Origin of the sequence: Lentzea sp. HUAS12 (assembly GCF_024125735.1) — a bacterium.
GTDB lineage: Bacteria > Actinomycetota > Actinomycetes > Mycobacteriales > Pseudonocardiaceae > Lentzea > Lentzea albida.
On sequence record NZ_CP099738.1, the window covers coordinates 4,731,263 to 4,744,736 of the forward strand.

At 65.4% G+C, this 13,474-nt stretch carries 18 protein-coding genes; 11 read left to right on the plus strand and 7 right to left on the minus strand.

What is annotated here, in order from left to right; genetic code table 11:
- Positions 1–58 precede the first annotated feature (58 nt).
- Positions 59–892, minus strand: a complete 834-nt coding sequence (locus ND450_RS20765) for an SDR family oxidoreductase (RefSeq protein ID WP_253327962.1) — start codon at positions 890–892, stop codon at positions 59–61.
- Between the two features lie 56 nt (positions 893–948).
- On the minus strand, positions 949–1,980 hold the full coding sequence (locus tag ND450_RS20770) for a GAF domain-containing protein (protein WP_253327730.1): 1,032 nt from the start codon (positions 1,978–1,980) through the stop codon (positions 949–951).
- A gap of 167 nt (positions 1,981–2,147) precedes the next feature.
- Here ND450_RS20770 and ND450_RS20775 point away from each other — a divergent pair, with 167 nt between their 5' ends.
- Positions 2,148–2,939 carry an alpha/beta hydrolase gene (locus ND450_RS20775; RefSeq protein ID WP_253327731.1) on the plus strand — a complete coding sequence of 264 codons (792 nt, stop codon included), beginning with the start codon at positions 2,148–2,150 and terminating at the stop codon, positions 2,937–2,939.
- The gene (locus ND450_RS20780; RefSeq protein ID WP_253327732.1) at positions 2,936–3,607 is read left to right on the plus strand and encodes a DapH/DapD/GlmU-related protein; all 672 of its coding nucleotides are present in this window, start codon (positions 2,936–2,938) and stop codon (positions 3,605–3,607) included. Before ND450_RS20775 ends, ND450_RS20780 begins: the two co-directional genes overlap by 4 nt.
- On the opposite strand, the gene ND450_RS20785 is transcribed toward ND450_RS20780, so the two are convergent.
- On the minus strand, positions 3,604–4,305 hold the full coding sequence (locus tag ND450_RS20785; protein ID WP_253327733.1) for a glycosyltransferase family 25 protein: 702 nt from the start codon (positions 4,303–4,305) through the stop codon (positions 3,604–3,606). The two genes, ND450_RS20780 and ND450_RS20785, sit on opposite strands and share 4 nt — an antisense overlap.
- Positions 4,306–4,331: 26 nt before the next feature.
- Positions 4,332–5,345 carry a hypothetical protein gene (locus ND450_RS20790; protein WP_253327734.1) on the minus strand — a complete coding sequence of 338 codons (1,014 nt, stop codon included), beginning with the start codon at positions 5,343–5,345 and terminating at the stop codon, positions 4,332–4,334.
- 308 nt (positions 5,346–5,653) lie between these two features.
- Between ND450_RS20790 and ND450_RS20795 the strand changes: the two genes are divergently transcribed.
- Both ND450_RS20795 and ND450_RS20800 read left to right on the plus strand, forming a co-directional pair.
- Positions 5,654–6,100 (plus strand): hypothetical protein, encoded by a 447-nt coding sequence (locus ND450_RS20795; protein ID WP_253327735.1) that lies wholly within the window; start codon positions 5,654–5,656, stop codon positions 6,098–6,100.
- Positions 6,101–6,123: 23 nt separating this feature from the next.
- Positions 6,124–6,768, plus strand: coding sequence for a class I SAM-dependent methyltransferase (locus ND450_RS20800; RefSeq protein ID WP_253327736.1), 645 nt, complete (start codon positions 6,124–6,126; stop codon positions 6,766–6,768).
- 123 nt (positions 6,769–6,891) lie between these two features.
- On the opposite strand, the gene ND450_RS20805 is transcribed toward ND450_RS20800, so the two are convergent.
- Together ND450_RS20805 and ND450_RS20810 are read right to left on the minus strand one after the other, a co-directional pair.
- A complete protein-coding gene (locus ND450_RS20805; RefSeq protein ID WP_253327737.1) occupies positions 6,892–7,083 on the minus strand; it encodes a DUF397 domain-containing protein in 192 nt (63 codons plus the stop codon).
- Positions 7,084–7,119: 36 nt separating this feature from the next.
- The gene (locus ND450_RS20810; RefSeq protein ID WP_253327738.1) at positions 7,120–7,971 is read right to left on the minus strand and encodes a helix-turn-helix transcriptional regulator; all 852 of its coding nucleotides are present in this window, start codon (positions 7,969–7,971) and stop codon (positions 7,120–7,122) included.
- Positions 7,972–8,576: 605 nt separating this feature from the next.
- Here ND450_RS20810 and ND450_RS20815 point away from each other — a divergent pair.
- Positions 8,577–8,816 carry a hypothetical protein gene (locus ND450_RS20815; protein ID WP_253327739.1) on the plus strand — a complete coding sequence of 80 codons (240 nt, stop codon included), beginning with the start codon at positions 8,577–8,579 and terminating at the stop codon, positions 8,814–8,816.
- Between the two features lie 11 nt (positions 8,817–8,827).
- On the opposite strand, the gene ND450_RS20820 is transcribed toward ND450_RS20815, so the two are convergent.
- Positions 8,828–8,998, minus strand: coding sequence for a hypothetical protein (locus ND450_RS20820; RefSeq protein ID WP_253327740.1), 171 nt, complete (start codon positions 8,996–8,998; stop codon positions 8,828–8,830).
- Positions 8,999–9,228: 230 nt separating this feature from the next.
- On the opposite strand from ND450_RS20820, the gene ND450_RS20825 reads away from it, so the two are divergent.
- The 6 genes from ND450_RS20825 (at position 9,229) to ND450_RS20850 (ending at position 13,296) form a co-directional block, all read left to right on the plus strand.
- Entirely contained in the window at positions 9,229–10,140 is a 912-nt protein-coding gene (locus tag ND450_RS20825) for a DUF5753 domain-containing protein (RefSeq protein WP_253327741.1), read from the plus strand.
- Positions 10,141–10,183: 43 nt separating this feature from the next.
- Positions 10,184–10,465 carry a hypothetical protein gene (locus tag ND450_RS20830; RefSeq protein ID WP_253327742.1) on the plus strand — a complete coding sequence of 94 codons (282 nt, stop codon included), beginning with the start codon at positions 10,184–10,186 and terminating at the stop codon, positions 10,463–10,465.
- A 15-nt stretch (positions 10,466–10,480) separates the two neighbouring features.
- Positions 10,481–11,320: a helix-turn-helix transcriptional regulator gene (locus ND450_RS20835; RefSeq protein ID WP_253327743.1), complete on the plus strand. Its 840-nt coding sequence runs from the start codon at positions 10,481–10,483 to the stop codon at positions 11,318–11,320.
- Positions 11,321–12,393: 1,073 nt separating this feature from the next.
- Positions 12,394–12,756, plus strand: coding sequence for a hypothetical protein (locus ND450_RS20840; RefSeq protein ID WP_253327744.1), 363 nt, complete (start codon positions 12,394–12,396; stop codon positions 12,754–12,756).
- A gap of 48 nt (positions 12,757–12,804) precedes the next feature.
- Positions 12,805–12,960: a hypothetical protein gene (locus ND450_RS20845; RefSeq protein ID WP_253327745.1), complete on the plus strand. Its 156-nt coding sequence runs from the start codon at positions 12,805–12,807 to the stop codon at positions 12,958–12,960.
- A gap of 15 nt (positions 12,961–12,975) precedes the next feature.
- A complete protein-coding gene (locus tag ND450_RS20850) occupies positions 12,976–13,296 on the plus strand; it encodes a hypothetical protein (protein ID WP_253327746.1) in 321 nt (106 codons plus the stop codon).
- Positions 13,297–13,474 lie beyond the last annotated feature (178 nt).

Here is a 13,474-nt window from a genome sequence, read left to right on the forward strand (position 1 = left end):
AAGCCGACCCAATCGGAATAGTCCGATTGGAGTAGCGTAAGTAGAGGGGTCGATCACGTCAACCGGAACCGGCACGCCCAGGTCCTCGTCTGGGCCGCTTCCGCCTCAGAAATCCCTCCAAGGCGGGAAGCACGTCCTGGTAGTGGCCGCCGAGAAGGCGTGCGAGCGAAGCCACGAGACGTGCGTCTGCCCCGACGAAGACTCGCGCTCGGCGCCGTTCGGCTCCGCTGAGGATCGTGACGGCCGCTCTGTCCGGCTCGGTTCGTGCGACGCGCTTCTCGAACCCGCGGATCACCGCCTCGCGGTTCTCCCCAGCAGCGAAGAGGCCGTTGCGCACGATCGAGGTGCGGACGCCTCCTGGAAAGACGCACGTCACCGACGTGCTGCTGCCCGCTGCGGCGAGCTCCTGGCGAAGCGCCTCGCTGAAGCCGCGAACGGCGAACTTCGAGGCGTTGTAGGCGGTGTACTTCGAGGTCGCCACCAGGCCGAACGCGCTCGAGAACGTGACTATGCGGCCTTCGGCCGAACCGAGCACGAACGGCAGATGCGCCTTGACGGTGTAGACCGATCCCCGCCAGTTCACCGCCATCACCTGCTCGATGTCCGCCACGTCGGAGTCGAGGAGGCTCCCGCGGTGGATGGTGCCGGCGGCGGCGAACACCGAGTCGACCCCGCCGAACGCCGAGTTGACCACCCCCGCAGCGGCCTGCACCTCGTCCCAGTTGGTCACATCGACGGCATGCGACAGCACTCTCGCTCCATACGCCTCACAGCGCGCGACTGAGCCCTCCAAAGCCGCAGCGTCGCGATCGAGCAGTGAGAGCCGCGCCCCACGTCGCGCGAGTTCGATCGCCAGCGCCCGCCCTATTCCCGCACCTGCCCCGGTGATCACCGCGACCTTGCCCTCGAAACAGCTCAAGAACCAGCACCTTCCCCGCAGTCGGCGACTCAGTCGACCTTCTCACGCCCTGGCGCTGTCAGGGTGACGAGCGCCGCGGTCGTGTGCTGGTCCAATGCCATGAGAGCCGCGGAGACACCCACGTCCATCCAGCCGCCGTTCTCCGCGCGCAGCCGCAGGACGCCTTCCGCTCGACCGTATGAAGCGAGATCGTTGGACATTCCAATCGCGCTGCGCAGGTCCCGTCGGTGTACGGCCGGGCGATGCGGTGCGTCAAGGGTCCACGCAACGCCAGGCATGGGCTTGTCGAGCCACCTCAGCAACCGCATCGTGCGCAGGTCGACGATCGCCCGCCAACGGCCCGGCGTCGCTTCGGCGGCGAGAACCTGCTGCGCCAGAAGAACGGGCACCGGCGGTGGCGCGGCCGGCACACTCTCGGCCGGTCCGATGTCGTGAGTGATCCCGCGGACGACGAGCTCGATCCGCCCGTTGGGTGTCCGTGTCTCGACACACCTGCACGCGAAGTGAACCGCGCGCCGGACGCCGTCGTCACGGATGACCGTCCACGTGGCCAAGTGCTCGGCACCCGCCTTCGCGTTGACGATCAACGCCAGGGCTTTCGCCTCGTCCGAGTTGGTCTGCAGGCGCTGGTACGCGAAGAGTTCGGCCAAGTCGTGCTCGTTCCGCCACTTGTCCGCGCGCGTGCCGTACAGCGTCAGCAGGTCATCCGACCTGCTGCTGATATGCCTGGTGAGATTGATCTGCCAAGCCCCCGCGGGGTTGCGCGCCGGCGGTTCTTCCTCGATCGGCCCGACCCACACGTGCACGCCGTGGACCACACCCGCATAAGAGAGAAACGGGTGGGCGATGACACGACGCTTACCTGTGGAAGTCCGACTCTCAACCGTCGCGCGACTCGCGACCACGCGGGCGATCGCACCCAGGACATCAGGCAGGAACGGACCACGCCCGAGAACCGACCGAAGCGGCACCATGTTCTTCGGACTGCTCCCGGCAGCCAGCACCGTCGGTTCGCGCCGAGCACCGCCGAACGTCTCGACCAACAACCACTCAGCCGCCATCGCTCCGTTCCCCCGGTCGAAGATCGGCCTCTTCCAGCAGGCTAACTCCGTGATCGGGGTTCCGCTTGGACCACCTCCAAGGTCACGCAGAAGCGCAGTTGAATTCACACAGTCGAGTGAATAATGCTGCTCTGGGGCGAAGATCGGGCGTTCGCTACGGTCGCCTCATGGAGATTCAGCGGTTACATCTCGCCGCTCTTGATGGTGTGCACCTCGAAGCAGCACTTCACCGAGCACCGGACAACTGCCGCGGGACAGTGGTGCTGGCGCACGGCATCACGGTCGACATGGACGAGGGCGGGATGTTCGTGCGGTTGGCCGAGCAGTTGACGAGTAACGGTTTCGACGCCCTCAGGTTCAGCTATCGCGGCCACGGCAACAGCGGTGGCATGCAGGAGGGCACCACGATCGCGGGGGAAGTGCTCGATCTGCAGGCTGTGGTCGAGTACGCCCGCGCGAGACTCCCGGGCCCGCTGTCGATCATTGCGGCGAGCTTCGGCGCGGTCTCCACCTCTCTGTCACTGGCGTGGATGCGGCAGGAGGTCGAGCGAATCGTTTTCTGGAACCCGGTGCTCGACCTCCACCGTACTTTTGTGGAACCAGAGCTGCCTTGGGGCAACGAGAACTTCAACAGCTGCCAGCAGAAGAACCTGCACGCCCGAGGCTTCCTCTTCATCGACGGCGAGTTCCGCCTTGGCCGCGTCATGTTCGACGAATTCAGCCGCTATCAGCCGGGACAGGACTTCGTTCATGACACCCGTCCTGCCTTGGTCGTCCACGGCGACCGCGACAGCTACGTCTCCTACGACATCGCCCGCGACTCAGCGAACGCACGACCGAACTGCGACTTCCACACAGTGGTCGGCTCCGATCACGGGTTCGACTCGACGGAGCGCGAGGACGAGGCGATCAAGGTGACGGTCGACTGGCTGCTGAGTGGAAAGCTTGATGCCGCGTGAACATCGAGTCCCTCTACGCACCGGTTAGCATCGGCGCGACCTCGGTGGTAGGAGCCCACTGCACGCTGGGCTACCCCAAAGAAGCTCGGATCAGCGCGGAGCAGAAGCGGCCCGGTTCCCCGCTGGTCGGCTCGCGTGTGGTCGTCGGCGAACGGTGCCAGTTGGCGAATCAGGTCGTGCTCTACGAAGGTGTGCAGATCGGCGACGACTGCGTGCTCGAAGACCGCGTTCGAGTCGGTTACGACAGTATCGTCGGCAACGGAACTCGGATTGTCTACGGCGCCTTCGTCTGCGACCGCGTGACCATCGGCGCGAACGCGGTCGTCGCGGGCTTCATCTGCGACGGCACGCGAATCGGGACCCGATCCACCGTGATGGGCGAACTGGTCCACGAGTACACACGACCGCACCAGGACTGGTGGGATGTCGATGAAGAGCCACCGGTGATCGAGGCCGATACGGTAATCGGATTCGGGGCTCGCGTAGTGGGAGGAGTCCAGATCGGCCCGCGAAGCTACGTCGCCGCTGGTGCCATCGTGACGAAGGACGTGCCGCCTGAGCACATCGTGACCGGCGTGAACGAGCACACACCGGCCGACAGGTGGACCGGGAAACGCCTACAAGGTCTCATCGCCCATTGGCGTGACAGTGCACCCGGAAACGCCTAGGAGGCAACGAAATCCGAGTCCTCGGTGTCGCTGCCCGCCTCGTCCTTCGAGCGCTGACGCACGAGCGGCGGATCGAAGGCCAACGCGTTGAGCTGCTTCGGAAAGCGAGCACGCAGATCGCCACGCGGGTGGTCGATGTACAACGCCGGCAGGAACTCGTCGACCGGCACGATCGCGTGCTCGAGCTCGGCCGCAAGCAGTGCGCTCAGCGCTTTCCGCGTCACCAGGTAGCCGAACGTGCAATGGCTGTAGCCGGGCACCACGAATCCCGCCACGGCCTCGCGGTCAGGTTCGAGCGGGAAACGTCCGAGGTAGAGGAGATCGAACTCGATCTTGGCCTGTTCGAGGCGGTCGAGCCCGTCGAGGAGCCTGGCCAGGAAATCGGTCGACAGGATGGCGTCGTCCTCCAGAACCACGACGTAGGGCTCTTCGCCGTGCCCAGCTGCGTCACGCCAGCAAGCCAGGTGTGCCAGCGTGCAGCCGACCTCTCCGTACTTCAACGGCCTGCTCCACCACGGGTTGTCGCATTCGATCTGCCATGGGAAGAGCTTGTAGCCAGCGACGTCCAGACCCTCACGCGTAAGACTGCTGCCGTCGAACGGGCCGGTCCAGTCGGAGGTGAAGGTGACGCACAGGTCGGCAGGCAACGTTCGCTCGATCCAGGCCCGACGATCCGACCGACGGATCAGGTTGACCACGTAGCACCGCACGTCCGCTGGAGTGATCATGGTGAGACCCGGACGGTTGCCGGATAGCGGGCGGTGTTGTCGACAACGGCGGTGAACGGCTCGTTCGCCGCGCGGGCCAGGAGCAACAACGGCTCAACCGCGCTGAGGTCTGGAACGTCGATCAATCCGCCTACTCGACGTGCTTCTGTCACGAGGACGAAGTCATCCAAGCCCACGAGGTCGGTGACGCAGTCGGCGCTGCGCAGCCCGCGGTCCGGTTCCAGCAGGCAACGCGCGGCACCGAGGACTCCGAGAGTGAGACAGCCGCCGAACAGGAACACCGTCGTGCCGTTGCCAAGGGTGAGCCGGGTGAGAACCGCGAGGTCCTGCAGGAGCTCCTGCTTCGCTGTCCAGTGCGGGCCGATCGTCAAGCCGAGCGACGGCACCACAAGGGGGTCGTCCTCACCGAGCGGATGCGGCTCGAAGTGGAACGGCAGCATCGGGAGGAACTCCCGGAAGGTCGCGTTCCATGGCGGCCCGCCGACCACGCACAGGACGTCCGTCTGGGTGTCGTAGTACTCGGACGGAGCGAAGTCGCGAACGTTCACGTCCGCGCTCAACTGGGCGAACCGCGTGCGGAGGTAGATCAGGGTGTCGAGGTCCGCGAACTTCGCGTAGCGAAGGTAGTTGCGATCGGACGGCGCCGCGTACTCGGGCCGTTCGTCGTCTGGAATCTCGGAGCACACGATGTCGACGCGTGCGCCGACCGTCAAACGCCAGAAGCCGGCCAGTCCTGTCCCAGTCGTGCTGTGCCGGGTCTCGAGAGCCTGATCAGGCCTCGCTCGCTGATCAGCCAGCAACACGTAGATCAGCGTCTCCAGAGCCTGATCCGCGTGCCGACGCACCGTCTTCGCGGCGCACCCCAGCTTCCGAGCCAGGGACTCCTGCCGCTCGGTGAGGGTCGGATGTTCGTGCTCACCAACGAGGTTGAAGTCGACCTGGGCGTGTGCGCGCTGGTCGGCGGACAGTTGAGCCACTCCGCCCTCGATGACCGCTACGAGTCGGCTCACCTCTTCGGTTGAGCCCGGAGCCGCATCGCCCGAGCCACCCAGGTGAGCTCGGACCTCCGGCGTCAAAGCAGTCAGCACTGAAGTCGGACGCGCGAGAGCCGGTCCCTTGCGAAGGCGGAGCAGGCTCTCTCGCAGAGAGGCTGCGGACAGTGATTGCGCGTGCACCACCTGTCCAGGATATGTCCAGGTGGTCAGCTCGTTGACCAGGAACACGGGCAACGAGAGGCCTGGTGGATCACCGGGCGTGGGCACATCCTCGACTACGCACTGCGAGCAGGAACTGGTGAAGCTCGAAGAAGGGACCTCGCATGACCGCGACCACAGTCGTCCTTCGTGACCCCCGAACCCTGGTCTCACCCGAAGTGTGGGAGCGCCTGGTCAAGCTGATCATGCGGGACCACGACATCGACTTCGACCTGGCTGAGCGCACCTTCGGGCAGACCCTCGCCTACCTCGTCGCGGCCGCTGAGAACCCCGGAACCCCGATGGGCCCGACGCCGGCCGTCGATCTCGGCGTCCACACGTTCGTGTTGGACACGCCGCGCTACATCGACTTCTGCCAGACGTACGCTGGCCGGTACATCCACCACGTCCCCGTGCTGGAAGATGACCACGGCTCCCCGCAACAGGTGCTCCGCACGACGATCGAGGCCATCCGGAAGGCGGGCTTCGATCCGGACCGCGAGTTGTGGAACGCCGCGGACGTGGACTGCAACCAGTGCTACGCCGGCTGCCACGACAGCCCCAAGAAGTAACTGATCACGTAGGACGAGGACCATTGCGAGAGATCACGCCCGCCCTGGCCTGGGAGCAGTTCGCCACAAGGGCGACACCCCGCCGAGCCACCAACGCAGCTGGTGCGACAACGTGGCTGAACTGGACCCAGTACCCGGACCACGGACCTGACGAGACGATCCTCGGCGACGTCCGCAGCAAGCGAGTTCTCGAGCTGGGATCAGGCTCCGGTTCCAACCTCGCCCACCTCGCAACGCTCGGCGCCCACTGCACTGGGGTGGACATCGCCCCTTCACGCGCAGCGGCCGCCGAGCAGCGCTGGGGACGCGGCCCCGAGTTGGAGTTCGTCACGCAGGACGCGGTGACCTACCTCGAGAAGTCGCGGGACGACTTCGACATCGTCATCTCGATCTTCGGCGCCACCTGGTTCACCGATCCTGAAGTGCTGCTCCCCCTGATCCGCGAACGGCTCACTCCAGGCGGGTTGCTGGCGTTCTCGCACAACGACCAACCAGACGGCCCTGGAGAGCAAGATCGCGCGATCAGGAAATGGAACCTCCCAGGTCGGCGCTGGGCAGAACTGCTGCTCGCAGCAGGTTTTGCCACCGCCACCTTTGAGATCGTTCCTCCCCCAAACCTCGACCTCCCCGGAACCCTGCTGATTCGCGGCACGGCACCTTCGAGCTGATCGGCAGAAGTGCCGGCCGCGGACGGGAACGCCGGATCCTCAACAAGAGCGAGACAACCTCAGCTGGAGCAACAGAGCCGCGTCGGCCCAACGCTGACGCGGCTCTGCTCGCGATCACAATCCTCAGCGTGCGATCCACGTGCGGAACGCGGTCCACGCGCCTGGCTCGAACGTCAGCATCGGCCCGCTGGCATTCTTCGAGTCGCGGACCGCGAGGAAGTCACGCCGGTCGGCGATCTCGACGCAGTCGGAGCTGTTCGTGTTTCCACTGGCTGTGGCCTTCCGCCAGCACCACCCGTTCTCCGTTCCCTTCATGTCCGGGACCAATCCATCCCCTCCTCTGCTGGGGCGTCACAGTTGCGTGACGAGGTTAGCCAGCCGAGCCAGTGACTTCTCAGACGGAAGGGACTTGTCCAGAGCGTCGTCGAACGCTGCAACATGATGATCCACGCTGGCAGGCTTGTCGACTCGGGTCGTACCGGTGAGGCTGTCGTCCCAGACCGTGACTTCGGCAGTTCCGGCCTCGACAAAGAGTGTGAACGGCATGAGAAGTGCCATGGTCAAAGGAGTTTCCTTCTCGACCAGCCGCAGTTCGATCACTCCTCGTTCAGCCAAGCTCAAGGCGTGCCGAGCTTGGGACGCCCTGATCTCACGGTCGCCAGCGATGGTGAAGACCGCGTTCTCGTGAAGAATCAGCGTCACCTGCGGTGGATCTTCTCGATCCAACACCGATTGCCGCGCCACTCGCGCTTGGAGCAGCAGTTCGACCTCGCTCGGAGGAAGAAACCTGTTCGTCCGGAAGATCGCTCGCGCGTAAGCCTCTTCCTGGATCAACCCTGGCCATATGTCAGGCCGGTAGATCCGAATCTTCACAGCGGCCCTCTCCGCGTCGCCATACCTCTTGGACACCGGAGCGACCATGCCGCCCCACGGCGTGCGCGACTTGCGCTGTTGTCCGCCTCTGAACAGGTCTTCAAGGTGTGCTCGCGTCTCAGCATCCGGCTGGTACAGGTCGAGCAGCGCCTGAAACTCCTCGTCCTTCATCCGGGTCTCGCCACGCTCGATCGTCCCGATCTTCTGGACGGAGCAGTTGCTCAGACGTTGTGCCGCGAGTGACCGCGACTTGCCCTGGGCCTCACGCAGTTTGCGGAGGCTGTCACCCAGTTCTCCTCTGAACCAGGCCGGGCTGTCGGGTTGGCTCATGCTCCTCGCTCCCCTGCAGTGATCACGATCCCCAAGTGTGCACGAGGCCTGATGCACCACCATGTCACCCAATCAGGGGGCTCGCCAAACCTTGGCGCCAAGGTTTAACGTCATAGTTATCCGCTGGGCATGGGCTCGGCGGAGCCCGTCCCGCACCACGTCACAGTTGCCGGTGCGGGACGGGTCTGACCACGACCACGCCGAACTGCGGACCAATCCCATGAACACTGCTGCCCCTTGGAACGCCGACGGCGCTCACGCGATCGACAGAACGCGCATCACAGCTGCGCTCGTCGACGAACACGACCTGGCCAGCATCGCCGCGCCGATGCTGCGCCCCATGAACCCGGCGCCGTCTTTCGCGGACCGTCCGCTCCAGCAGGGACGTCCGCACGCCGGGAAGGCGCGCCGCCACGGACCATGGCCCCCGACAACCCGTGGCGGCGCGTCGCACCAGCAGTGACGTCTCCCTGCCGGTTCCCCATCAGCTGCCGGGCACACGAGCAGCGAACCCGACGAAGCGGGTGCTTCACCTCCAGAACACGATCGCCCAGCCAAGCCGACGCCCTGAATCCGCCGACTTGCCAGCCAGAAGAGGCATACACATGACGCAGCCGAACAGAACGATCCGGGTCGTGGTCGAACTGGCCTTCGCGGAGGCATCGGTGCTCGCACGAGCAGCGGTGGTCGTCACGTCCGCATTGGACTGCCGGGAAGCAAACGCCGCGGATTCGGGGCTTCGCGCGTTCCGGAGTGCGGTCGGCCTGGCCCTCTCGCGGCCCTTGAGCCAGGCCGTGGTCGATCGCATCGAAGTGGCTGGGCAGCAGTCCCGTCGCGCGAGCTAGCCGGAAGGGAGTCAGTGATGGGCAACCACGTCTTGTTCACCGAACTGCGTCAGCGATTCGAGGACCACCTCGACCTGCTGGAGCGAGTCGCTGCGGATGGCGATGCCGAGTCGGCTCTGCCGATCATGCGCCGCGAGGTTCCATGTCTGGTGGCCGCGCTGCGCGAGCTCGCCGACGAACATCTGCCGGATGGGAACGGCCATTGCGGCAAATGCCGCAGCGGCCCGTTCTGGCGCAGGGTGCCGGCTCCCTGCCGATTGTTGCTCAACGTCCACCTCGCTGTCGGATCGGCGACCGCGACGACGCGAGCCCGCACAAGCTGGGCTCCCCGGCGACACAGGTTGCAGGAGCCCACGGCCGCCTGAACGCCCGACCTCTTCTCTGTTCTCTTCAACCCACGAGGAAGACGACCATGCCCAAGAGGTACTCCACTGCGCGCGGCCGCGAGTTCGGCGCGGGCATGCGCGCGGCCATCGCGCAAACTGGAATGAACGGTCACCAGTTCGCCGGGCTGATGGGCTGGCAGGAAGCCAAAGTCTCAGACATGTCGGCGGGTAAGGGCGGGGTCACCCTGATCGAGGTCGCAATGGCGCTGGGCGCCTGTCGGGTGGCGGCCGCCGAGCGCGATCACCTGCTTCAGCTGTTTCCCGGCACAGAACTGGAAGGATGGTGGCAGCAGTACGGTGAACGCGCACCGGTTCGATCGCGCACAGCTCACCTCCACGTGTCTGCGGCCAAGACCCTGGTGGGTTGGCACACGCACGCAATACCGCTTCTTCTCCAGACCCCTGAGTACACGCGAGCACTGTTGCGCGGGTCGGCCACCATTCCCGAAGACGAGGTGGACGAGCGACTGCGCGCGGTGCACGAGATGCAACTATTGCTCAGCAACGATCTCAGCTGCACCTTCTACATCCATGAGCGCGCCCTGGACCTCCAAGTAGGCGAGCTCGACGAACATCTCGCCCAGTTGCACCGCGTCAAACACCTGGCGAGCTGGTCGAAGATCAGGATCAGGGTGGTGCCGAAGTCGGCGCGCGCACACCCAGGCATGGCTGGACCGTTCACGCTGCTCAAGTTCCACGAGCCCGCATACCAACCGATGGTGTGGACGGAAACCGAGAACTCCAGCCTCTTCGTCGAGTCGACACTTGCCGTCAAGGGCTACGAGTCGGTCGTCCTGGCTCTCGACGCGATCAGCTTGAACGAGGACAAGTCCGTCACCCTGGTCACCCGCCTTCTCGAGGCCGACGACGGACAGTTGACTGAGCTGTCCGATCGGGACGGACCCTTCCCACCGACGAAACGCCTTCCACCCCGTTAGCACACTCACGCACTTCCCGAGCACCGACCTTGAAAGCAGCAGAGTGAAGATCAAGCCCGAACCAGGCCCGCCGCACACCGCCGCCTTCGACTCCGTGACAACACTGCTGCGCGACGAGATGAACAAGAGTGCCCATCAGGAGCCGAGCCCCCGCCGAGCACTTCGGTTGGAGGTCGACGAACGCGCTGACTTCGGCCCGAAGCAGATCTTCTCGGCGGCCGTGCGGCGGCAGAAAGACTCCTCGAAGACCGGCTCATACGTTGCAGCTCCCAACGAGAAGGTCCCTGCGACAGCCGAGGGCGCGCAGAGCGCCACCACCTCCTGAGCCGGACGACTGGTCATGTCGAAGAACTTCAAAGCCACGGTGCTCGAGCGCGCAGTCGGGCGCAAGCTGAAGGCGTGGCGAGACGGGTGCGATCTCAGTCTTGCTGAAGCAGGCGTGCGCGTGGGCTTCAGCGCCGCCAAGCTGTCGCTGATGGAGAACGCGATGCAGCCCTCCGCACCGCTCGACATCATGGCCCTGGGCTATGTCTACAAGATTCCGACACCTGCGTGGCAACACGTGGTGCATCAAGCCCACCATGCCGAGACACTCAGACACACCAGATCGCGTGAGAACCAGATCTTCGACCCTGCCGAAGACTTCCCGCTTCTCCTTGCTGAAGCAGCCTTGCTGAGGACGTTCACCACGGACGGAGTTCCAAGCATCTTCCAGCTCACTGACTACACAGCGGCGAAAGCACACCGTGACAATCCCCTGAACGCCGCAGCGGTTGCTCGACTGCAGGAGACGTGGGCATCTCGCGCAGCCGTTGAAGATCCGATCAAGGTGGAGGCGGTATTTCCAGAGGCAGTGCTCCATCAGGTTGTGGGTGGGCAGCGGTTGCTGAAGGCTCAGCTGCTCCACCTCATGGAAGTGAGCGCACTTCCGGACGTGAGCCTCCGAGTCGTGCGGCACTCGGCAGGGGCTTATCCCGCGATGGGCTGTCCCTTCACGTGGCTGAGCTTCTCGCATCATCAGCACGACGATGTCGTGTACATGGAGACATTCCTGCGTTCGGACTACTTCGAGAGTTCGGACCAGCTCAAGGAGGTTGCGTCACGATTTTCAGCGTTGTGGGCGTTGGCACTCGACGAAAGCGCGTCGCTTGAGCTCATCGCCGAAGCGGCCGCGATCTGACTCAGGACCCCGAGCAGGGCACGCATCAGGTCGAAGGCTTCCAGTGGTTGAAGCGATTACTAGCGAGCCTGACCAGTCGTCACAGGGATGTCCGCGACCTCATCGGTAGCGGGCGGTTCGGGCTAGCTAGCTCACGTTGATCCGGTCGGCACAATCACCATACGAATATCGCAACGTCGCTGTCATTCCAGCAGGACGCGCTTACCGCTCTACTATCATCGCCGATGGGGCGTACAGAGGCGAAGGATCCGGCTGGATCTGACCACTACCTCGAGGGCCTGCTGCGCAAGCCGGGCGCCTTACTGGGCGCGACCGCGTTGCAACAGGCACGGTCGGCGGGCAAGCTCACGCCGGCCCACGACGCCTGGTGGTCGCCGGCCCGCAAGGCCCACGGCAAACGCGCCGGCACCGCGCGTGGATCGAGGTGTTGTTGCTGCGCCGGCATTGCTGCCAAACGTTTACGTGGTTGCGGGCCTAGCCGCCGCGCTCACCGCAGACGCGGTCGCGCTGAAAGCACGCAAGGCCGCCGGTCCCCGACGACACCGAGTCCGCCCCGCTCTTCGGCCCGCGGGCGCAGGCGAAGGTGACCTCGCTGACCGTGCGAAGGCTGCAGTAGCTTCCTGCGGACACCAGGCCGTTGCCCAGCGTCACCGCCTACGACGATCTTCTGCCCAGCCGCCGTCGCGCTCGACATGCAGTAAGGACAGGACGTGACCTCGAAACGTCATCGAGGCGTGAGCGAGTGAGGCGCGGACGCCGCCTTCGACCAGGCCTGCCGGATGCTGCGCCTGCCCACGGCCCGCGCCGAGTTTCCCGATCTGGCCGAGGCCGCGGCCTGTGATCAGATGTCCTACAGGGATTCCTGGCCGAGCTGCTCATGGCCGAATGCGACGCCCGCGCCCGCCGCCGCTCGGAATGCTGGATCAGCGGATCTAAGTTCCACATCCGTCGCGAACGCTTCTCAAGCCAGGTGATGTGAGGGCGCACCACAGCCCCGAGCGGTGCGCCGATCACGACTCCCAAGATCGCCCCGATGATGAGCTCCGCAACGTTCATTGACCGAGTATCGAACTGTGCCGCCGCCCCTGCCGGTGCCGCGCCCGATGACCTCGCGCCTGCCGATCACCGCCAGGCCCGCCCGCAACGAGCTCGCCGTCTCCTACCTGGCCCGGCTCGCGGCCCTGCACGACATGCCGTTCGTCGAACTCTGGGAACAGGTCAGCGGACTGCGACGCGGCTACGGCAAGGGCAAGTCGCTCAAGGCCGACCGGCTCGAACGCGCGATCATCGAACTGCGCGTCCCGCGCCCGGACTCGAAAGCCCTGCGGCACGAACCCCAGCGCGGCTGCCGCCGCTGCAACGCCGGCCACCCCGGCGGCCCGGTGATCCAGCTGCTCGGCCACCACTACTACGTCTGCACCCGCCACCGGCTCTGAATCGGCCTGCCCGACCAGGCCGACCATCCTCAGGCCGACCTCACCGAGGTGCCTGAGATCGTCGCCGCCCAGCACGCCCACCGGCGGCTACTGCGCCGCTTCGGCGCGGCCACCACCTTCGACGCAGCCCTGACCGCTCTGTTCATCTGCGGCCACCGCTGGGACGGCAACCCCGTCAGTGACAACGACATCCAGCACCGCTGAGACCACCGCGCCCACGTGCTCGTCCCGCCCGGCACCGAGGACGAGACCTTGAGCAAGTCCCGGCTCTTCGCCGCGATCTACCCCGAAGCAGTCCACGTCGCCGACCCGATCGTGCACTGGATCGACCAGCGCTGCTGGAAACCGCCCGCGCTTCCGCACAGCACGTTCCGCGCCAAGCGGACCTTCGCCGGCCCCCACCTTCCGCAGACCGCTCTCCGGCGCGGACAAGGCTCGCCTGCAGAGCGCGTCATGGTTCGCGACAACCCGACGCGGCGGCATGCTCTTTCCCCACCGAGTGCTGACCCCGGTCCTACCACGCAGGATCATCACCAGTGATCTCGCGGGCCAGCTCCAGGACGTCACTCACCTCACCGTTCGCGAGATCAGCGCCTTGATGCAGACCGAATACCTCCGACCGCGTCCCGCCAGCGACATGACCTACCTCGACACCGCCACCGAACCCGCTCTCTGGGCCGACCAGGACAAGCCACGCCCCTCCCGAGCCGGCCAGCCC